This is a genomic window from Janthinobacterium sp. GW823-FHT01H08 (genome assembly GCF_058797855.1).
This window is the reverse complement of record NZ_CM179504.1, coordinates 2,363,386-2,382,356: the sequence shown is the minus strand read 5'-3', so window position 1 is coordinate 2,382,356 and position 18,971 is coordinate 2,363,386. Positions and strand designations below refer to the sequence as shown.

19 protein-coding genes are annotated in these 18,971 nt (G+C 63.2%); 7 read left to right on the top strand and 12 right to left on the bottom strand.

Going from position 1 to position 18,971, the window contains the following annotated elements; translation table 11 throughout:
• Positions 1–2: 2 nt before the first annotated feature.
• The 7 genes from AC3RCG_RS10630 to flhD form a co-directional block, all read right to left on the bottom strand.
• Complete coding sequence (locus AC3RCG_RS10630; protein WP_034758362.1) at positions 3–368, bottom strand: response regulator; 366 nt, start codon at positions 366–368, stop codon at positions 3–5.
• An 83-nt stretch (positions 369–451) separates the two neighbouring features.
• Entirely contained in the window at positions 452–1,000 is a 549-nt protein-coding gene (locus AC3RCG_RS10625) for a chemotaxis protein (protein ID WP_070219714.1), read from the bottom strand.
• Positions 1,001–1,046: 46 nt separating this feature from the next.
• Positions 1,047–2,024: a flagellar motor protein MotB gene (gene motB / locus AC3RCG_RS10620; RefSeq protein WP_046684787.1), complete on the bottom strand. Its 978-nt coding sequence runs from the start codon at positions 2,022–2,024 to the stop codon at positions 1,047–1,049.
• A gap of 58 nt (positions 2,025–2,082) precedes the next feature.
• Positions 2,083–2,943, bottom strand: a complete 861-nt coding sequence (gene motA, locus AC3RCG_RS10615; RefSeq protein ID WP_070219712.1) for a flagellar motor stator protein MotA — start codon at positions 2,941–2,943, stop codon at positions 2,083–2,085.
• A gap of 218 nt (positions 2,944–3,161) precedes the next feature.
• Positions 3,162–3,923, bottom strand: a complete 762-nt coding sequence (locus tag AC3RCG_RS10610) for an SAM-dependent methyltransferase (protein WP_492490429.1) — start codon at positions 3,921–3,923, stop codon at positions 3,162–3,164.
• Between the two features lie 105 nt (positions 3,924–4,028).
• The gene (gene flhC / locus AC3RCG_RS10605) at positions 4,029–4,589 is read right to left on the bottom strand and encodes a flagellar transcriptional regulator FlhC (RefSeq protein WP_070288862.1); all 561 of its coding nucleotides are present in this window, start codon (positions 4,587–4,589) and stop codon (positions 4,029–4,031) included.
• Between the two features lie 108 nt (positions 4,590–4,697).
• Entirely contained in the window at positions 4,698–5,015 is a 318-nt protein-coding gene (gene flhD / locus AC3RCG_RS10600) for a flagellar transcriptional regulator FlhD (RefSeq protein ID WP_010396649.1), read from the bottom strand.
• 606 nt (positions 5,016–5,621) lie between these two features.
• Between flhD and kynU the strand changes: the two genes are divergently transcribed.
• The 5 genes from kynU to AC3RCG_RS10575 all read left to right on the top strand — a co-directional run bounded on the left by kynU (position 5,622) and on the right by AC3RCG_RS10575 (position 11,534).
• Positions 5,622–6,872: a kynureninase gene (gene kynU, locus AC3RCG_RS10595; RefSeq protein WP_492405084.1), complete on the top strand. Its 1,251-nt coding sequence runs from the start codon at positions 5,622–5,624 to the stop codon at positions 6,870–6,872.
• A gap of 8 nt (positions 6,873–6,880) precedes the next feature.
• Positions 6,881–7,768: a tryptophan 2,3-dioxygenase gene (kynA, locus tag AC3RCG_RS10590; protein ID WP_083287277.1), complete on the top strand. Its 888-nt coding sequence runs from the start codon at positions 6,881–6,883 to the stop codon at positions 7,766–7,768.
• A 20-nt stretch (positions 7,769–7,788) separates the two neighbouring features.
• The gene (locus AC3RCG_RS10585) at positions 7,789–8,337 is read left to right on the top strand and encodes an RBBP9/YdeN family alpha/beta hydrolase (RefSeq protein ID WP_492490428.1); all 549 of its coding nucleotides are present in this window, start codon (positions 7,789–7,791) and stop codon (positions 8,335–8,337) included.
• Positions 8,338–8,406: 69 nt separating this feature from the next.
• Complete coding sequence (locus AC3RCG_RS10580; protein WP_492405087.1) at positions 8,407–10,512, top strand: toxin-antitoxin system YwqK family antitoxin; 2,106 nt, start codon at positions 8,407–8,409, stop codon at positions 10,510–10,512.
• 2 nt (positions 10,513–10,514) lie between these two features.
• Positions 10,515–11,534 (top strand): hypothetical protein, encoded by a 1,020-nt coding sequence (locus tag AC3RCG_RS10575; protein ID WP_099410639.1) that lies wholly within the window; start codon positions 10,515–10,517, stop codon positions 11,532–11,534.
• Positions 11,535–11,548: 14 nt separating this feature from the next.
• Here AC3RCG_RS10575 and AC3RCG_RS10570 read toward each other — a convergent pair whose 3' ends face one another.
• Positions 11,549–12,586: a hypothetical protein gene (locus tag AC3RCG_RS10570; protein ID WP_492405089.1), complete on the bottom strand. Its 1,038-nt coding sequence runs from the start codon at positions 12,584–12,586 to the stop codon at positions 11,549–11,551.
• A 143-nt stretch (positions 12,587–12,729) separates the two neighbouring features.
• Here AC3RCG_RS10570 and AC3RCG_RS10565 point away from each other — a divergent pair, with 143 nt between their 5' ends.
• Positions 12,730–13,461, top strand: a complete 732-nt coding sequence (locus AC3RCG_RS10565; protein ID WP_409026765.1) for an alpha/beta fold hydrolase — start codon at positions 12,730–12,732, stop codon at positions 13,459–13,461.
• On the opposite strand, the gene AC3RCG_RS10560 is transcribed toward AC3RCG_RS10565, so the two are convergent.
• The 4 genes from AC3RCG_RS10560 to AC3RCG_RS10545 form a co-directional block, all read right to left on the bottom strand.
• Complete coding sequence (locus AC3RCG_RS10560; RefSeq protein ID WP_070312340.1) at positions 13,438–13,803, bottom strand: hypothetical protein; 366 nt, start codon at positions 13,801–13,803, stop codon at positions 13,438–13,440. The genes AC3RCG_RS10565 and AC3RCG_RS10560 overlap by 24 nt on opposite strands.
• A complete protein-coding gene (locus AC3RCG_RS10555; protein WP_070219819.1) occupies positions 13,800–14,189 on the bottom strand; it encodes a hypothetical protein in 390 nt (129 codons plus the stop codon). Before AC3RCG_RS10555 ends, AC3RCG_RS10560 begins: the two co-directional genes overlap by 4 nt.
• Positions 14,190–14,337: 148 nt before the next feature.
• Entirely contained in the window at positions 14,338–16,257 is a 1,920-nt protein-coding gene (htpG, locus tag AC3RCG_RS10550) for a molecular chaperone HtpG (RefSeq protein WP_492405092.1), read from the bottom strand.
• Between the two features lie 89 nt (positions 16,258–16,346).
• On the bottom strand, positions 16,347–17,765 hold the full coding sequence (locus AC3RCG_RS10545) for an aminotransferase-like domain-containing protein (RefSeq protein WP_070288855.1): 1,419 nt from the start codon (positions 17,763–17,765) through the stop codon (positions 16,347–16,349).
• A 142-nt stretch (positions 17,766–17,907) separates the two neighbouring features.
• On the opposite strand from AC3RCG_RS10545, the gene AC3RCG_RS10540 reads away from it, so the two are divergent.
• The gene (locus tag AC3RCG_RS10540) at positions 17,908–18,822 is read left to right on the top strand and encodes a DMT family transporter (RefSeq protein ID WP_070312337.1); all 915 of its coding nucleotides are present in this window, start codon (positions 17,908–17,910) and stop codon (positions 18,820–18,822) included.
• Positions 18,823–18,971 lie beyond the last annotated feature (149 nt).

Genomic DNA, 18,971 nt, shown 5'->3' with positions numbered 1-18,971 from the left:
CATCAGCCGATCACCTTCTTGACCACTTCGATCAGGCGTTGCGGATCGAACGGCTTGACCAGCCAGCCATTGGCGCCGGCGGCACGGCCTTTCGATTTCATCTCGTCCGACGACTCCGTCGTCAGCATCAGGATGGGCACCTTCTGGTAGGTCGGCAATTCACGCAGCAGCTTGATCAGTTCCAGGCCATCCATGCGCGGCATGTTCTGGTCCGTCAATACCAGGTCTACGGTTTGCAGCTTGGCTTTTTCCAGTCCGTCCTGGCCGTCCACGGCCTCCACCACCTGGTAACCGGCGGCTTTCAGGCTGAACGCCACCATCTGGCGCAATGAGCTGGAATCGTCCACTGCAAGTATCGTTTTGGCCATCTTTGCTCCCACTTATTCCGGGCATCCTGCCCGAGTATTTGATTAATCAATCCATGCGACCACAAGCGCTCCGCACTGGCATGCTAGAACAGCTCGATGTCGCCGCTTTCCAAATGCTGTTGACTGACAGCCTTGCGCAGCACGCTGCGCAACTCCAGGCTTTGAATCGCCAGCGCCATGCTGACCCGACCCAGCAAGGCGACAATTTCTTCATTGTCGCTCTCCGGCAACATCTCCGCGCCATGCTCGCCCAGGGTCCCGAGGAACTCGCGCAAGCCCGTCACGCGCTTCAGGGTGCGCTCGATCAGCTGGCTGGTCATGTCCTGGAACTGCATGCTGGTGATGGCGGCATTCACATAGCCCCCCACCTCATCCTGCAACGCCAGCAGTTTTTCGCGCTGCTGCTCGGCCGGAATACCGCCGTCGAGCAGCAGCGCGATAGTGTCTTGCTGCGCAGCGACGGCTGCGTGTATCGCCATGAAATTGAAGGACAGCTTCTCGATCGCCTCTTCCAGCAAGATGCCGGTCTGCACCAGGTCGGTTTCCACCTCCGTCAAGTGCTTGCGGCCATGGTCCGACACGCCAGACAGCAGGCGTTTTACATGCGAGCCAAGTATTTTCTTTCTTGTCATAAAGGTCTCATTGTTTCAATACACCACGCGTCGACAGCCTTGCGTGTTATTTTTTCGCCGCTGCCGGGGCCGGGACTGGCGCCGCCGCGGGCGGCGCACCGGCAGCCAGCCCTGAAGCGACAGCGGCGGAAGCGGCATCGGTCACCGGCAGCTCGATCGCCGAACCATCGCGCAAGACATTTTCTTCCGTGCGCTTGTTCATGACGATGATACTGATGCGCCGGTTGATCGGATTGAAGGGATCGAGCTTGTCCAGGTGGGCGGCCGAGCCCAGTCCCACCACGCGCAAGACTTTTTCTTCCTTCATGCCGCCGATCACCAGTTCGCGCCGCGACGCATTCGCGCGGTCGGCCGACAATTCCCAGTTGCTGTAGCCTGCATCGCTCATATAGGGCGTCGAATCCGTATGGCCGGACAGGCCGATGCGGTTCGGCACTTCATTGAGCACGGAGCCGATGGCGTGCAGGATTTCCTTGGTGTACGGTTGCAGGTTCGCATTGGCGAGCGCAAACATCGGACGGTTCTGCTCGTCGACGATCTGGATGCGCAAGCCTTCGCTGGTAATATCGAGCAGCAGCTGGTTCTTGTATTTTTTCAGCAGGGGATTGGCGTCGATGGTCGCTTCGATGCGCGCCTTGAGCGCCTGCAGGCGCTTGCCTTCCTCGCGTTCGAGCGCCGCCTTGGCGGAATTGAGGTCGAACGATTTGCGCTGCTGCTCTTCCTGCGCCTTGCGCACCTGCCCATCCTGGCGCGACAGGTCCTGGCCGCCGCCCTGGATCACGGAATTGCTTTCGCCGCTGCCGGAGCCGCCCGCCATGGCCACTTTCAACGGCGTCTTGAAGAATTCGGAAATGCCGTTCAAGTCGCCCTTCGAGGTGGAGCCGAGCAGCCACATCAGCAGGAAGAAGGCCATCATGGCCGTGACAAAGTCGGCGTAGGCGATTTTCCACGCCCCGCCATGGTGTCCGCCAGCCGTCTTCTTGATACGTTTGACGATAATCGGGCGCATGCCTTCATCGGCCATGGCGTCCCCCTTCCGTGTGCTGCAAATGACTCATGGTGTCCAGGCGTATATTCACTGCTTACTTCGTTTTCGATTTCTTGATGTGGTCTTCCAGCTCATTGAACGTCGGGCGCTCGGTCGAGAACAGCACCTTGCGGCCGAATTCCACGGCCAGCGCCGGCGCATAGCCGTTCAGGCTGGCCAGCAGCGTCACTTTCACGCACTGGAACATCTTGCTCGACTCTTCCAGCTTCTGCTCCAGCAGGCTGGCCAGCGGGCCGACGAAACCATAGGCCAGCAAGATGCCGAGGAAGGTGCCGACCAGCGCGTGCGCGATCAGCATGCCCAGCTCGGCCGGCGGTATGCCCACCGACTCCATCGTGTGCACCACGCCCATCACGGCGGCGACGATACCGAACGCGGGCAAGCCGTCGCCCACCTTGGCGATCACATGGGCCGGCACGGCGCCTTCGTGATGGTGCGTCTCGATTTCGTTGTCCATCAGGTTTTCAATCTGGAAGGCATCCATATTGCCCGATACCATCAGGCGCAGGTAATCGGTCATGAATTCGACGATGTGGTGGTCGGCCAGCACCGCCGGATACTTGGAAAACAGCGGGCTCTCTTCCGGCTTGTCGATATCGCCTTCGATCGACATCAAGCCTTCCTTGCGCACCTTGCTGAGCACTTCAAACAACAGCGACATCAGTTCCATGTACAGGTCTTTGGTATAGCGCGATCCCTTGAACAGGCTGGGCAAGGCGGCGATCGTTGCCTTGATGGCCTTGTTATTGTTACCAACAAGGAAGGCGCCCAGGGCGGCGCCGCCGATCATCAGCAACTCCAGCGGCTGGAACAGCGCCGCCAGATGGCCGCCGGCCATTGCGAAGCCGCCAAAGACCGAGGCGCAGACGATGATGTATCCGATTATGACTAACAAGTGCCCTGACTCCCAATAATGGCCGCGGCTGTATGCGCGGCATGTTCAAACCTGTTCCTGTCTTTTGGCGGCTGCGCCGCCAGTAAAGACTGCGGCAAAAAAGCAACCGGAAGTTAATTGAAATGTGCTGCTTTTCAATGCAAATCCGAGAAAATGCCGTGTGGAACTACAATAACGTGAGATTGCCCCACGGGCAAGCAAATAACGCAGACAATTGCTTAAAAGCACCATATGTAAAGCAAAGGACCACCCTCTGTGGCGGCGATGGTCTTATCGGGCTCGCGTGCCGCAATCCGGAATTCGTAACTAAGAAGCATGCTACCGGGCAACATTTCCTTTTCCGCCTTATTCCACAGGGCCGCCATCGCCGCCGGCGACAGGTAGGCAAACACGGCATCGTAGCGGCCGAAGTCGAGCGCTTCGTAATCGCCGCGCAGGAAGCGCGCGCGGCTGCCTGCCAGCCGCGCGCGCAAGCGGCTGGCCAGCCAGGGCAGCGGCGCCAGCTCGATGCCGGAAAACTGCCCGTCGGGCCGGCGCCGCGCCAGATCCAGCACCAGGCCGCCCAGGCCGCTGCCTATATCGACCAGGCGCACGCCGGGACAGTCCGCGATCAGCTCGGCCACCGCCTGCCACACCTTCGGCCCCGACGGATAAAACGGCACTTGCGTGCGGAACGTGGACCAGTACAGGCTCAGCAGGAAAACAAAGGCCGCCAGGAACACGGCCGGAGGCCAGTCAAGCAGGCTGGCGCCCAGCAAGGCGGGCGCAAACAGCAGGCCGATGGCGCACCACCAGCGGGCCAGGCCCGCGCGCCAGGTAATAAGCGCCGCCAGCACGCCCTGCACCAGCGCCACGGCCGGCAGCGACATGGCCACGCCCGCGCGCGCCAAGCCATATACCAATAGCAACATCAAGGGAAAGGCCAGCACCTGGATCAGGATGGCCTTGAGCGCGGGCGCGCGCAGGATTTGTTGCAGCATGGGGTAGTCAGAGAAGGAAAACGCCAGTGTAAGCGATGACGACATGAAAAAGCCGGAGTGCGGTCAGGCGACCGGCTCCGGCTTATTTACTGTCTTATGCAGGGCTCAGGCAGCCGCGCCCGGCGCAACAGCGGCCGCTTCATCGCGCGCCTTCTTGGTCTTGCCGGCGCGCGAAGGCATGTGGCACAGGCCGCACACATAATCGGCGTTCAGGTCGAGGCAGTTGACGACAAACTTGCCGCCGCACTTGCCGCAGGGCGCCATGTCCAGCATCTTGCTGCTGAAAAAGCGCACCAGGGTCCAGGCCCGCGTCAGCGACAGCAGGGGCTCTTCGCCCGCTTCGGGCGGCATCTGTTCCAGATACAGCTTATACGCCTTCATCACGGCTTCGATGCCCGTGGCGCCCGCGTGGTCGACGAGGAATTTATGGATGTTGATGAACAGCGAGGAATGGATATTCGGTTGCCAGGTGAGGAACCAGTCGGTGGAAAACGGCAGCATGCCCTTGGGCGGCGAGACGCCCTTCAATTCCTTGTACAGATTCAGCAGGCGCTCGCGCGACAGCGAGACTTCCGTCTCCAGCAGTTGCAGGCGTGCGCCCAGCTGTATCAATTCGATGGCCAGCTGGATTTCCTGCGCTTCCGATACGACACTTTTCTTGGCCATGCTGTGTACTCCGCGACTGACTGATACTGACTAACTGATACTGACTGAAAGGCTGCCGGCAAAATGTTCAGGGCAATGCAACGCCGCCATGGACGTTTGATGGCAACCTTAAGCGATTTCTTCGACGCCTTGGCCGGCCATGAGGATGGCAGCGTGCGACTGGGCCAGCGAGCGGTCTTTATTGTAGTTCGTCAGCATGCCCAGGATGGCGCTGTCGTCAAAGCGGAAGCGGGCCAGCATCATGTTGCCGCCAGCGAGCTTGAGGATCTGCGCATTGCTCATGCCTTCGATCAGTTCGGCGATGTCGGCGGCGATGCCCAAACGGAAGATGGCCGTTACCTTGTCCGCACGAATCATTTGCTGGGCCAGCATCAGGTAGCTCAGGTTAGCGTCGCGAATCTCAGCCATCATGTCGTTAGCAGTCATTTCCATCTCCTCAATCCGTTGAATTCAGCTGGCGTTGTGTGTTGCCAGTGAGATACATTCTGCAGGAGCAACATTAAATGCAACAGAGGCGTAGCGCTGTATTTTTGGTCGGGCAATAGCGGATGGGATCGTAGGTGTTTGTCTGACAAACACTGCTCGATCATGGTCGCACGCCAGCAACGGCGCGGATGTGGGAGGTTGGCTCTGCGGCGGGTTTACCCGACTTTGGGCCTGTAAAAAATATCACTTTTTTACAACAACTTGATCGGAATCAAGCCTGTCTACCTAGATAACGGCCGCCTTGGCAGGAACTTTAGGGCTTTTTCGAAAAATATTTCAAAGACCCGCATTCTTTTTTGGCCGGTTTGACACCGTTCATGTAATCGTTGACGGCGGCGTCTGGCGAAACTTTAGGGTGATTTGAAAATATTTTTAAAAATCGTGATTTTTTTCGTTGACGCCCCGCAGGCAGGCTCTTTTCACGCTGCAGCCAGGGTGGAAATTCCGCTTTCCGGCGCGGATTTGCTACACTGCCTGCTCCCGCACAATACTTTAAGCTTCAAACAATATTGCGCCATTGAGACAAGTATCAACATGAAAGCCACCATGATTTCTCGACATGACTGCAGCGCGCGCGACCTCGACGATCCCCTGGCGCCCCTGCGCCAGCAATTCGACTTGCCGCAAGGCGTGATTTACCTCGACGGCAATTCCCTGGGCGCGCGGCCGAAAGCGGCGCTGGCCCGCGCCCAGCACGTCATCACGGCCGAATGGGGCACGGACCTGATCCGCAGCTGGAATACGGCCGGCTGGTTCGACCTGCCCAAGCGCCTGGGCGACCGCCTGGCCCCGCTGCTCGGCGCGCAGACTGGCGAAGTGGTGATCACCGATACCACCTCCGTCAACTTGTTCAAGGCCCTGGCCGCCGCCCTGCAGATGCAGGCCAGCGACCCCGCGCAGGCCGCGCGGCGTATCATCGTCAGCGAACGCAGCAACTTCCCCACCGACCTGTACATGGCGCAAGGCCTGGCCGCCTGGCTCGACCGCGGCTACCAGCTGCGCCTGGTCGACAGTCCGGATGAACTGGGGCAAGCCATCGATGCCGATTGCGCCGTCGCCATGCTCACGCACGTCAATTACCGCACCGGCTACCAGCACGACATGGCCGCCATCAGCAGCCATTGCCACGCGCAAGGCGCGCTGGCGCTGTGGGACCTGGCCCATTCGGCCGGCGCTGTGCCGCTGGACCTGAACGGCGCCGGCGCCGACCTGGCCGTCGGCTGCACCTATAAATACCTGAACGGCGGCCCCGGCTCGCCCGCCTTCATCTGGGTGCCGGCAAAACACCAGGCGCGCTTCCGCCAGCCCTTGTCCGGCTGGTGGGGCCACGCCACGCCGTTTGCCATGGACCCGGGCTACACGCCGGCCGACGGCATCGCGCGCGCCCTGTGCGGCACGCAGCCGATTGTCTCGCTGGCACTCGTCGAATGCGGCCTCGATATCTTTGCGCAAACGAACATGGAAGCCATCCGCCGCAAGTCGCTGGCCCTGACGGATGTGTTCATCGCGCTGGTGGAACAGCGCTGCGCCAGCCATCCGCTGGGCCTCGTCACGCCGCGCGAGCATGCACGGCGCGGCAGCCAGGTCAGCTTCACGCACCCGCACGGCTATGCCGTGATGCAGGCGCTGATCGCGCGCGGCGTAATCGGCGACTACCGCGAGCCGGCCATCATGCGCTTCGGCTTCACGCCCCTGTACACGAGCTTTGCCGACGTGTGGGACGCGGTGGAAATCCTGCGCGACATCCTCGATACCCAAGACTACGACATCGCCGCCAAGCGCGATGCCGTCACCTGAACCATCCCATGAGCGACGACAAGAATATGAACAAGGAAAACACCAGCGGCTGCCCCATGCATGCCGGCGGCCAGGATGCGCAGTGGCATGGCGCGCAGATGGATTTCAGCGAATCGATGAGCTACGGTAACTATCTGGCGCTGGACCGCATCCTGACGGCCCAGCATCCGCTGTCGCCGAACCACAACGAAATGCTGTTCATCGTGCAGCACCAGACCAGCGAATTGTGGATGAAGCTGATGCTGCACGAAATGCACGCTGTGCGCGCCAACCTGCAAAGCGGCGACCTGGCGCCCGCGTTTAAAATGCTGGCCCGCGTGGCGCGCATCATGGACCAGCTGGTCCATGCCTGGGACGTGCTGGCCACCATGACGCCGCCCGAATACACGGCGATCCGGCCCTACCTGGGCGCCTCGTCCGGCTTCCAGTCCTTCCAGTACCGCGAAATCGAATTCATTTTGGGGAACAAGAACGCCGCCCTGCTCAACGTGCACACGACGGCGCCCGATACCTACACGGTGCTCGACGCCGCCCTGCGCACGCCGTCCGTCTACGACGAAGCCATCAAGCTGCTGGCGCGCAGCGGCTTGCATATCGCTCCCGAGCGCCTGGACGCCGACTGGACCCTTCCCACCGCCTCCGACGCCTCGGTCAAGGCGGCCTGGCTAGAAGTCTACCGCGACCCGTCGAAACACTGGGCCCTGTACGAACTGGCCGAAAAGCTGGTCGACCTGGAAACGGCCTTCCGCTTCTGGCGCTTCCGCCACGTGACGACGGTCGAGCGCATCATCGGCTTCAAGACGGGCACGGGGGGCACGGCGGGCGTGAGCTATTTGCGCAAGATGCTCGACGTGGTATTGTTCCCGGAGTTGTTTGCCTTACGCACGGAGCTCTGATTTCAATTTCAAAAGGAGAAATGATGTCGCCTCTCGTCCTGACCCTGGCCGGCCTGTGGAATTCCGGGCCGCAGCATTGGCAAACCCATTGGGAAGCGCGCCACCCGCAATGGTCGCGCGTGCCGCACCGGGAATGGCAGACGCCGGACAAGGACGAATGGGTGGCGGAGCTCGACCGCGCCATCGCCGCCTGCGAGCGGGCGCCCGTGCTGGCCGCGCACAGCCTGGCCTGCACGCTGGTGGCCCATTGGGCGGCCAGCGGCTCGCCGCACAGGATCGCCGGCGCCTTCCTCGTCGCCCCCAGCGATGTGGAAGCGCCGTCCTACCCGTCCGGCACCACGGGGTTCTCTCCCATGCTGCTGCAAGCCTTGCCTTTTCCCAGCCTGGTAGTGGCCAGCGGCGATGATCCCTACGTCAGCTTCGCGCGGGCGCGCGCGTTTGCCGCCGCCTGGGGCAGCGACTTCACCATGATCGGCGACGCCGGCCATATCAATGGCGACGCCGGCTACGGCCCCTGGCCGGACGGCGAACAGCTGCTGCTGGACTTCTGCGCCGCGCACCAGCCCTGAACCGGGGCACGCACGCGCGCACGATAGACGCGCCCGCATTTGCCCACAAGTAAGAACGCAGGCAGAATCGTGGCCTTTCCATTGCGGCGCCCCGGCGCCAGCCTCACGATGAAACGTCCGCTCTTGCCAGTCCTCCTGCCCTTGCTGCTTTGCTCCGCCCTCGCCCACGGCGCGCCCTTCTACGAAGGCAAGACCCTCGCCCATCCCGCCATCACGGCATCGCAGGACAGCGGCCTCGACATCGCTTTTCTCAAGGAAAAAGAGGGCGTCAACGGCTATTACTGCGAGTGCACGAACAGCGCTTCGAAAACCTTCCTGCTCGACCAGTTCGGCAACGCCGTCATCCGCTCCGTCTTTTATGCATCGCTGGACAAGGAATCGGATACCAGCGTGCAAACCATGCTGGTGCTGTTCCGCCAGGACGGCAAGAACGGCCTGCGCGCCTACCGCTACCACCGCAGCTCCGGCAAGTACCGGCGCCTCGACGGCTTGCAGCCGGCCCTGAACCGCATCGTGGCGCAAAGCGCCGCTCCCAACGCGGGCCAGGTCAAGGCCGCGCTGGCCAAGCTGGCGCCGATGGACTACAGCGTCGCGCGCGGCAAGAGCGGCAATGCGGACTTCGACGCCATCGACCATACGCAAGGCACGATCGTCGGCTACTACAGCGATGACGGCAAGCCCGTGGCGCCCGGCGGCAAGGATGCCATCACCTACAAGAAAACCTTCCTGAAAAAAGGCGAGCGTTTTCTCACCGCCAGCTACACGCTGTACAGCGACGCGGGCGCCGGCATCCTGCCCAATTACCGCCTGTGGCAAGTGACATGGGAGACGGCGCCGCAGCAGTTCACGGGCAGCGAAGACGGTCCGTCCGTCATCTACAGCCTGGCCTGGGACGACGGCTCGGTGGTGGAGCGGGGCCAGTACGCGAAGGGCAAGCGCCAGGGACTGTGGGTGCGCGAAGGCATGCACGAAGGCAGCGAAAAAGGCCATTTCGTCAACGGGCTGCAGGAAGGCATGTGGTACTTCACTTATCCCAAACAGAGCGAGAGCGGCATGTACCGGGCCGGCAAGCGCGAAGGCCGCTGGACGGTCGTCAACTATGCCGATGAAGAGGAAGTGACGGGCTTCGATACCTACGCGGACGGCCAGCTGAACGGCCCGCACGAACGCCGCATGGGCGGCAAAGTGCGCACGCGCGGCAACTACGTCAACGGCGCGCGCCACGGCGCGTGGATCACGGAAGACGGCGACGGCAGCTTTATCGACGGCTTGCGCGACGGGCCGTGGAAGCTCAAGCTCAAGGACGGTGTCACGCAAAGCGTCACTTTCGTGAAAGGCAAAAAACAGGGCGAAGCCATCGACACGGATGCGCAAGGCGCGCTGCGCGTGCGCGACCATTACCAGGCCGGCGTGCTCGATGGCAGCCGCACGCGCTACCTGGGTCCGGCCGGCAAGGAATACGTGGTCTACACGACCACCTACCGCAACGGCCAGCTGGACGGGCGCGAACAGGCGTTCGACGACAGCGGCAAGATCCTGCGCCTCGATACCTTGTGGGACAACGGCAAGAAGCAGGGCCTCGATGCGCGCTACTACCCGAACGGCAAGCCGGAACGCCTGGCCGTCATCGACCAGGGCAGGCTGCTCACGCACCTGCGCGAATACTATGAAGACGGCCAGCTGCTCAACGACATCCACCGCTGCACCTTCAAGGAGTACGGCAGCACGCGCGACGACGTGTGCGAGTACCACCACATGTACTACCCGGACGGCAAGCCGCAGTACTACTATGCCTTCCAGTACGGCCAGCGCCAGGAAGGCTATTCGAACTACCCGAATGGCAAGCGCAAGGATGAACTGCTGGTCGACCGCGCGGCCGACACCTCCGTCGTCAACGCATACTATGAAAGCGGCCAGCTCAAATGCACGGAACCGCGCAGCGGTCACAGCACGCGCACGGTGAATGGCCAGACCATGATCAGCTACGCTTCTGCCGACCGCGATGGCGACAATATCTGCTACCACCCGAACGGCAAGGTGGCCAGCATCTACACCTTCCGCAAGCGCGTGCTCGTCGAGTGCGGCAAGCGCTACGACGACACGGGCAAGCAGACGTTCCCGGGACCGGAAGGCTGCCCTCCTCCCAGGAAAGTCGACTACCCGATAGGACTGTGACGATGACGCAAGCAAGACAGCCGCAGCGCATCCAGAATCCCGAGCGCATCGATGCCGGGGCGATCCGCGCCGCTATCGCGGGCGGCCAAGAGGTGCTGGTGCAGTTCAATACCCTGGCCGAGCCAGCGCCGCTGCTGGCCGACCTCGACGCCCTGGCCGCCACTTGCGGCACGGCGCTGACCATCCGCATCTACGGCTACGACCCGAGGGTGTTCGATGCCCGCATCCTGCGCGCGCTGCCGCATGTGGCCAGCCTGTCCATCGATTGCCACCGGCAAGCCATCCATCTGGAAGCGCTGGGCGAACTGCGGCACCTGAAGCGTCTGAGCCTGGGCGTGTACGAGCTGGCGCAAGGCGACATCCTGCAACTGGACAATTTGCGCGCCCTCGAATACCTGAACCTGGGCGAATCGGCCAGGAACAATATCGACCTGGCGCCCCTGCGCCAGTATGCGCACCTGGCCAGCCTCGTCATCGAAGGCCACAGCCAGCATATCGAGACCCTGGCCAGCCTGCCGGCGCTGCATGACCTGTCGCTGTACCGCATCAAGAACACCGTGCCGCTGGATTTCATCTCGGAGATGAGCCGCCTGGACAGGCTGCTGTTGCAACTGGGCGGCCGCGAATCGCTCGCACACATCGAGGCGCCGCTGCTGAGAAAACTGGAAGTGATACGCGTGCGCGGGCTGGAAACGCTGGGCGATATCGGCCGTTTCCCGCTGTTGCAGGCGCTATGGGTGGAAGACCAGATCAAGCTGCGGCAGATCGCGCTGGGGGCCAATTCCGTGCTCGAACGCCTGAACTTGCACACGTGCAAGACGCTCGACAGCCTGCCCGGCCTGGCTATCCTGCCCGCCCTGCGCCAGTTGTCGGCATCCGAGACCATGCTCGACATCGACGCGTTGCTGGCGCATGGCTTGCCCGCATCCCTGACGCATGCGCGCCTGCGCACCGGCAGGAAAACGCGCGACGACGCCATCGCCGCGCGGTTGGCGGAGCTAGGCTACACCTCAGCACCCTAAAAGCGACGCTGAAATCAGCGGCTGGCCGCCAGCCTGCGCTGCCACAGCGCCACGTCGATCATCACGCCGTCCGCGCCCGTATTGCGGATGTAGACGCGGTAGCTGCCCTGTCCCATGTCGCCATCGAGGTAGGCCGTGCGCTCGTTGCGCTGCAGCCTGGCGCCCTTGGCCAGCTGGCGGTAGCGCTCGACCACCGTGTCGAAACTGGCATAGCTGCGCAGCGCCACTTCCAGGTCGCGCGGCGGACGGCCTTCCGCATGGTCCAGCATATTGTTCTGCTTCTTGCCCTTGAGCGTGAGCGGATAGGCAAACACGCCGGCGCCGGCCGACGTCAGCACCGTGGATTTATCGAGCAGCAGCGGCAGCAGCGCCGGCGGATACGCGGGCGGCAGCTGGGCGCGGTTCCAGCCCGGCAGGGCCGGCTGCGCCAGCACGTATTCGACGCTGGCGATCTTCTGCCCATCGGCGCCCGCTTCCTTGTCGCCCGCGATCAGCGCCAGCATGGGCGGCAATTGCCGGGCCCAGGCCAGCAGGGGTGCAGCATCCCCGACCAGCATGCCCTTGCGGTGGAATACCGTCAGCACGGCATTCGGATCGGGATTGCAGACTTTCGCCAGCGGCTGCCCCTCCAGGCGGCAATGTCCGTTCACCAGGCCAAAGGCGATGATGACGCCGCGCTTGTCAAGCAGCATGGCGCCCCGTTCGCGGCCCTGCTTGCGGTCGTTCATCGACGCCAGCAACTGGCGGCCATCGGCCAGCACGGCGCGCGTGGCGTCGCGCTTTTCGCTGATCGCTTCGAGCGCCTGCGCCAGCAGCAATTCATCGTTTTCCGTGTAGCTGCCGCGCGCGTAACCGAAGAAATCGAACAGGGCCGCGCGCACTTGCGAGTCTTCGCTCAGGCGCGGCAAGGGACCGCCGGCCAGCAGGGACGACAGGCTTTTCCCGGCCGGTGCCAAGGGCGCCGCCGTGGCGCGGGCAGGCTGGGAAAGGAGGCAGGCCGCCGCCAGCAAGGCGCCGCCCAGGGTGCGGTAATTCGAAAAGATGATATGCATGATTCTGTCTGTCGGGGGATTTTGCCGCTACCAGTGGCCACTGGCCACACATGGCGCGCCGGCGATTCTAGCATGGCGCCAGTCCCCATGCCGTGCGGCAGGCGGACGGCAGGTGCGCCGGTGCGGCTGTTATGATGGCAGCAATGACGACAACTATCCACGCCTCGACACTGCTTGTCCTCCTGCCCGGCATGGATGGCACGGCCCGGCTCTTCCACCGTTTTGACGCCGCCTTGCGCGCGCAGAGCACCATCGACACCCAGGCCATCGCCTACCCGGCCGCGCCGCTCGATTACGCGGCGCTGGAAGCATTCGTGCGCGCACGCTTGCCGCAGGACCGCCCTTTCATCGTGCTGGCCGAATCGTTTTCGGGACCGCTGGGGTCAGCTTTGCGCGCCGATCCGCCGCCCGGCATGCAAGCCCTGATCCTGTGCTGTTCGTTCGTGCGCAATCCGCGCCCGATGCTCGCGCCCCTGCGCCACCTGCTCGGCCTGGTGCCCTTTGGCACCCTGCCCGGCTTCGCCCTGCGCCAGGCGCTGCTGGCGCCGTATGCGACGCCGGCCCTGCAGGCGGAACTGGCGGCGGCACTCGCGCAAGTGCCGCCCAGCGTGCTGCGCCAGCGCCTGCGCGCCGTGCTGGAAATCGACGCCTCGCGCAGCTTCGCGCGCGGCAGCCTGCCCGTGCTGTATCTGCGCGCCCGCCATGACCGCCTGGTGCCGCCGGCGAACGCCGTGCAGATACTGCGGCAGGCAGCGGGCGCGCAGCTGGTCGACATCGCCGCGCCGCACATGCTGCTGCAGGCGGCGCCGGAAGCGGCCGCCGTCGCCGTCGCCACCTTTATCGCTGGCCTGTCAGCCGCGCAAATATCCGCTTAAACGCGCGCTGGCCAGCACGGCCAGCCAGCTCAAGCCGCCCGCCAGCACGCTGAAGTAGATGGCCCGCAGCGGATGCTGCGGCAGCAGATACGCGAGCACGGCCGCGCCCAGCAAGCCGCACAGCGCAGGCTTCCACCTGCCGGGCGGCAGCAGCGCCAGCAGCAGATTCGTGCCCGCATACACATAAAACACGAGCAGCAGGGCCAGGCCGCCCGCCACGCCGCGCGAGCCGAGGCTGCCGAACAGCTGCGTGTACAAATAAAACCCCAGCCAGCTCAACACAATAAACAGCAGGCAGCCCAGCGCATGCGCGCCCAGGCCGGCCATCAGGCGGATTTTCACGGTTGCTTCAGTACAGGAATGAAGCGGTGGCCGCAGGCATGGCACATGAAGGTACGCGCATATTTATCCTGCAAGGCGGCGGCCTCCTTGTCCCAATTGGCGACGAAGGACGTTTGCGACAAGGCGACGGAGACGACACCCCCTGCTACGAAGATCCAGAACAGGCCATTTGCGCCAGCCTGGTAAAAGATGACGGCGGCGATGACAAAAATGATCACGCCCAACACGATCAGCCCCACTTTCTGGTGGGTCTGCATCGTCGGCCCGGCGGCCTGGCGCGACAACAAGGTCTGGCTGCGCGTATGCGCATGACCGTGGATGAAATCACCATCGATCCTGCCCGAGATATGGGTAGAGGTGCCGGAAATGCCGGAGGCATGCACCATGGAGAGACGTTGAATATTGGAACTGTCACATGCCGGGCAATGCGCCATTGCTATTTCCATAAAATAAAATAATCGCGCACTGTAGCATAAAAAAAGCCGGCCCTTTCGTGCAGAAAGGGCCGGCTTGATGACGTTTGCAGCTAAGCGATTACTTCGCCGTATTGAGCAGCAACTCGTTCAGGCGCTTGACGAAACTGGCCGGATCGGCCAGCGAGCCGCCTTCGGCCAGCATGGCCTGGTCGAACAGGATGTTGGCCCAGTCGCCGAACTTGCCACCTTCCGCGTCCTCGTATTTCAGACGCGTCACCAGCGGGTGGTTCGGGTTGATTTCCAAAATCGGCTTCGATTCCGGCGCGCTCTGACCCGCCGCCTTCAGCATGCGCAGCAGGTTGCCCGACAATTCGTTTTCATCGGCCACCAGGCAGGCTGGCGAATCGGTCAGACGGAATGTCACACGCACGTCCTTGGCCTTGTCGGCCAGCACGGTCTTCATCTTGCCCACCAGGTCGGCGTACGAAGTTTCCGTTTCTTCGTGCTCTTTCTTTTCCGCCTCGTCTTCCAGCGCGCCCAGGTCCAGGCCGCCCTTGGCGACGGAGACCAGTTCCTTGCCTTCGAAATCCTGCAGGAAGGACAGCATCCATTCATCGACGCGGTCCGTCAGCAGCAGCACTTCGACGCCCTTCTTGCGGAAGATTTCCAGATGCGGGCTGCTCTTGGCGGCGGCGTAGTTGTCGGCCGTGACGTAATAGATCTTGTCCTGGCCTTCCTTCATGCGCGCCACGTAGTCGGCGAACGAAGTGATTTGCTCGTCGCTGTCGTTGGCCGTCGAGGCAAAGCGCAGCAGCTTGGCCAGGCGCTCCTTGTTGGCCGCGTCTTCGCCGATGCCTTCCTTCAGCACCTGGCCGAATTCCTTCCAGAAGATGGCGTACTTGTCCTTCTTCTCTTGCTCGTCCGCGTTCGCCAGTTCTTCCAGCATGCCCAGCACGCGCTTGGTCGAGCCTTCGCGGATGACCTTGACGTCGCGCGACTCCTGCAGGATTTCACGCGATACGTTCAGCGGCAGGTCGGCAGAGTCGATCACCCCGCGCACGAAGCGCAGGTAGGTCGGCATCAGCTGTTCGGCATCGTCCATGATGAAGACGCGCTTGACGTACAGCTTGATGCCGCCGCGCTTGTTGCGGTCCCACATGTCGAACGGCGCCTTGGCCGGGATGTACAGCAGCTGCGTGTACTCGCTGCGGCCTTCCACGCGGTTGTGCGTGTGCGTCAGCGGCGACTGGAAGTCGTGCGACACGTGCTTGTAGAATTCGTCGTACTGTTCCGGCGTGATGTCGGCCTTGTTGCGAGCCCAAAGGGCGCTGGCCTGGTTGACGGTTTCGAATTCGTCCTTCAGGACGGTTTCTTTTTTCTCATCGTCCCACTCTTCCTTCTGCATCACGATCGGCAGCGAGATATGGTCCGAGTATTTGCGGATGATGGACTTGATCTTCCAGCTCGACAGCAATTCGTCCTCGCCTTCGCGCAGGTGCAGGATGATGTCCGTGCCGCGCGACGGCTTGTCGATCGATTCGATGCTGTAATCGCCTTCGCCCGCCGACTCCCAGCGCACGCCTTCGGAAGCGTCCACGCCGGCGCGGCGCGTTTCGACGGTGATCTTGTCGGCGACGATGAAGCCGGAATAGAAGCCCACGCCGAACTGGCCGATCAGGGCCGCGTCCTGCTGCTGATCGCCCGACAGCTTGCCGAAGAATTCCTTGGTGCCCGACTTGGCGATGGTGCCCAGGTGCGAGATCGCCTCGTCGCGGGTCATGCCGATGCCGTTGTCGGAAATGGTGATGGTGCGCGCATCCTTGTCGAAGCTGACCTTGATCTTCAATTCGTGATCGTTGCCGTACAGGGCGTCGTTATCGATCGCTTCGAAGCGCAATTTGTCGGCCGCGTCGGACGCGTTCGAGATCAATTCGCGCAGGAAGATTTCCTTGTTCGAGTACAGGGAATGGATCATCAGGTGCAGCATTTGCTTCACTTCGGTCTGAAAACCCAGGGTTTGCTTTTCGGAGACAGCCATTTTTACCTCATAGTCTTGTGGATGGGACGGATTCTACGGAGTTGGGGATGGTACAAGCGATTTCAAGAGCCCCCGGCAAATGTGCAGTTTTAGCCCAGTGCGCGCGCGAAAAAATCCCAGACGCGCTCGTCCTGCACCGTGGCCAGGTTCAGGCGCATGCGGGTCGACGGCAGCTGGCGCGGCGAAAACAGGCTGCCCGGCCCCAGCACCAGGCCTTCGGCCAGCGCCTTTTCGGCCAGCACATTCGTGTCGCAGCCCGCATCGGCCCAGATGAACATGCCGGCCGGCGCGGGATCGAAACGCAGGCCGGCCCGCTCGGCGCGGCGGTACGTGCCCTCGCGCACCTTGTCGAGCCGCGCGCGCAGCCGTTCCGCATGCTTGCGGTACAGACCTTGCGAGAGGATTTTATACACCACGCGCTCGCCGATGTCGCTGGTGGTCAGGGTGGCGAGCATCTTGCGGTCGGCCAGGCGCTGCGCCCATTCCGGCGAGGTGGCGATGAAGCCCACGCGCAGGTTGGCCGACAGGCTCTTGGAAAAGCCGCCCAGGTAAATCACGCGGCGCAGCTGGTCCAGCGCGGCCAGGCGGGTGGCCGGCTGCACCTCGCCGCCGGGATGCATGTCGCAATAGATATCGTCTTCGACGACGAGGAAATCGTGTTGTTCGGCCAGGCGCAGCACCTGAAACGCCTTGGCCGCCGACAGCGACGTCGAGCTGGGGTTGTGCAGAACCGAATTGATCACGTACAGCTTGGGCCGGTGCAGGGCCGCCAGCTCGGCCAGCACGGCGATATCGGGGCCGTCACCCAGGCGCGGGATGCCGATGACCTGCATGCCCATGGCGGCAAAGGCGCCAAACATCAGCCAATACGCGGGATCGTCGACGAAAATGGTGTCGCCGGGACGGGCAAACTCGCGCGCCACCAGGTCCAGCGCCTGCATCACGCCCACCGTGGTGACGATCTGCTCGGGCGGACAGGCGATTTCCAGGCCCGCCAGTTTCAGCTGCAACTGCTGGCGCAGCGGCAAAAAACCCTGCGGCGATCCGTAACCGAGCAGCAGGCTGCCCGGCTGGCGGCTGACGTCGCGCAGGGCGCGCGCCACCAGGTCGCCATCGAGCCACTCGGCGGGCAGCATGCCGGTGCCGGGCGCGGGGATGACCGGCGTCTGGCGGAACATGTTACGGATCAGCCAAACGACATCCATCGGCTGCGCCGCCGCGTCCTGCGCGCCGGGGGGCGGCGCCGGCGTGTTCAGCGGCGAGCGCTCGCGCACGAAAAAGCCGGCGCCGCGCCGCGATTCCAGGTAGCCGCGCGCCACCAGCTTGTCGTAGCTGGCCACCACCGTGGCGCACGACACATCCAGGCTGGCGGCGCACTGGCGGATCGAAGGCATGCGCGCGCCGCCGCGCAGCAGCTTGTCGTCGATGCGCGCCGCCAGCGAGCGCGCGATCTGGTCGATCAGGGTTTCGCCCGAGGCGCGCGACAGCAAAGGAAGTGTATTGCTCATATGGCCATGACAGTATGTGAAATTATGCGTGAAAGTGTATTTGTACTGTATTGCTATTGCGCCCTAGGATAGCAGTACGGCAGAAATTAATCCACGCCTGCCGCGCACCCCCGCACACCTATCAGCCAGTATCAGGAAAAACATGCCATCGACTACCAGTACCGCCCCCATCAGCCATCCTCCCCGCCTCGGCGCCGACCGCAAAGGCCTGCTGCTGGGCCTCATCGCCGTCGCCCTCTTCAGCCTGACCCTGCCTTTTACGCGCATGGCCGTCGCCGAACTCGATCCCACCTTTGTCGCCCTGGGCCGCGCCCTGGTGGCGGCCGGCCTGGCCGGCCTGTGGCTGTGGCACCAGCGCGCGCCGTTGCCGCGCCGCGAACAATGGCTGCCGCTGGCGCTCGTGTCGCTGGGCTGTGTGCTGGGCTTTCCCTGGCTGACGTCAATCGCCATGCGCAGCCTGCCCGCCTCGCACGGCGCCGTGCTGGTGGGCATCCTGCCGCTGGCCACTGCCGTATTTGCCGTGCTGCGCGGCAAGGAGCGGCCTTCCGCAGGGTTCTGGCTGATGGCCCTGCTCGGCACGCTATTGGTGGTGGCGTTCGCGCTGCGCCAGGGCGGCGGCAGCTTCCACTTGGCTGACTGGCTGATCTTTGCCGCCGTGCTGCTGGCCGCACTCGGCTATGCCGAAGGCGGGCGCCTGGCGCAGACGATGCCGGGCCAGCATGTGATTTCCTGGGCGCTGCTGCTGGCCGTGCCTTTTGTCTTGCCCGTGACGCTGTGGAACGCCTGGCCGCAACGCGCGCTGATGGCGCAGGCCAGCGGCGTGGCCTGGCTGGGTTTTGCCTACATCTCCGTGTTCTCCATGTTTATCGGCTTCTTTTTCTGGTACCGTGGCATGGCGCTGGGCGGCGTGGCGCGCGTGGGACAGACGCAGCTGCTGCAACCTTTCCTTTCCCTGGTGGGCGCGGCCGTGCTGCTGAATGAGCCATTGACGGGCGAAAGCCTGCTGTTTGCCGGCGCCGTGATCGCCGTCGTGGGCATCGGACGCAAGCTGAAGTAAGGTTCCCTGACGCCCATTTGCAACGCCGTTGCGCGTGCGCATGGGCACGGCGGCGTGCAAGCCGTACAATACCGCAGCACCATGGCGACGCCTATCCGGCGCCGCTTGCGCACGCACCGCCACAAGCGGGCCAACAAATCCAGCCGGCG

Bases quoted from the DNA above. Each gene is read 5' to 3' on its own strand.
- flhC (WP_070288862.1), bottom strand. From the start codon at position 4,589: ATGGCCAAGAAAAGTGTCGTATCGGAAGCGCAGGAAATCCAGCTGGCC.
- motB (WP_046684787.1), bottom strand. From the start codon at position 2,024: ATGGCCGATGAAGGCATGCGCCCGATTATCGTCAAACGTATCAAGAAG.
- AC3RCG_RS10555 (WP_070219819.1), bottom strand. From the start codon at position 14,189: ATGGTGCATGCCTCCGGCATTTCCGGCACCTCTACCCATATCTCGGGC.
- kynU (WP_492405084.1), top strand. From the start codon at position 5,622: ATGATTTCTCGACATGACTGCAGCGCGCGCGACCTCGACGATCCCCTG.
- AC3RCG_RS10545 (WP_070288855.1), bottom strand. From the start codon at position 17,765: ATGAGCAATACACTTCCTTTGCTGTCGCGCGCCTCGGGCGAAACCCTG.
- AC3RCG_RS10585 (WP_492490428.1), top strand. From the start codon at position 7,789: ATGATGTCGCCTCTCGTCCTGACCCTGGCCGGCCTGTGGAATTCCGGG.
- AC3RCG_RS10565 (WP_409026765.1), top strand. From the start codon at position 12,730: ATGACGACAACTATCCACGCCTCGACACTGCTTGTCCTCCTGCCCGGC.
- AC3RCG_RS10630 (WP_034758362.1), bottom strand. From the start codon at position 368: ATGGCCAAAACGATACTTGCAGTGGACGATTCCAGCTCATTGCGCCAG.
- AC3RCG_RS10540 (WP_070312337.1), top strand. From the start codon at position 17,908: ATGCCATCGACTACCAGTACCGCCCCCATCAGCCATCCTCCCCGCCTC.
- AC3RCG_RS10610 (WP_492490429.1), bottom strand. From the start codon at position 3,923: ATGCTGCAACAAATCCTGCGCGCGCCCGCGCTCAAGGCCATCCTGATC.
- AC3RCG_RS10575 (WP_099410639.1), top strand. From the start codon at position 10,515: ATGACGCAAGCAAGACAGCCGCAGCGCATCCAGAATCCCGAGCGCATC.
- htpG (WP_492405092.1), bottom strand. From the start codon at position 16,257: ATGGCTGTCTCCGAAAAGCAAACCCTGGGTTTTCAGACCGAAGTGAAG.
- kynA (WP_083287277.1), top strand. From the start codon at position 6,881: ATGAGCGACGACAAGAATATGAACAAGGAAAACACCAGCGGCTGCCCC.
- flhD (WP_010396649.1), bottom strand. From the start codon at position 5,015: ATGACTGCTAACGACATGATGGCTGAGATTCGCGACGCTAACCTGAGC.
- AC3RCG_RS10570 (WP_492405089.1), bottom strand. From the start codon at position 12,586: ATGCATATCATCTTTTCGAATTACCGCACCCTGGGCGGCGCCTTGCTG.
- AC3RCG_RS10625 (WP_070219714.1), bottom strand. From the start codon at position 1,000: ATGACAAGAAAGAAAATACTTGGCTCGCATGTAAAACGCCTGCTGTCT.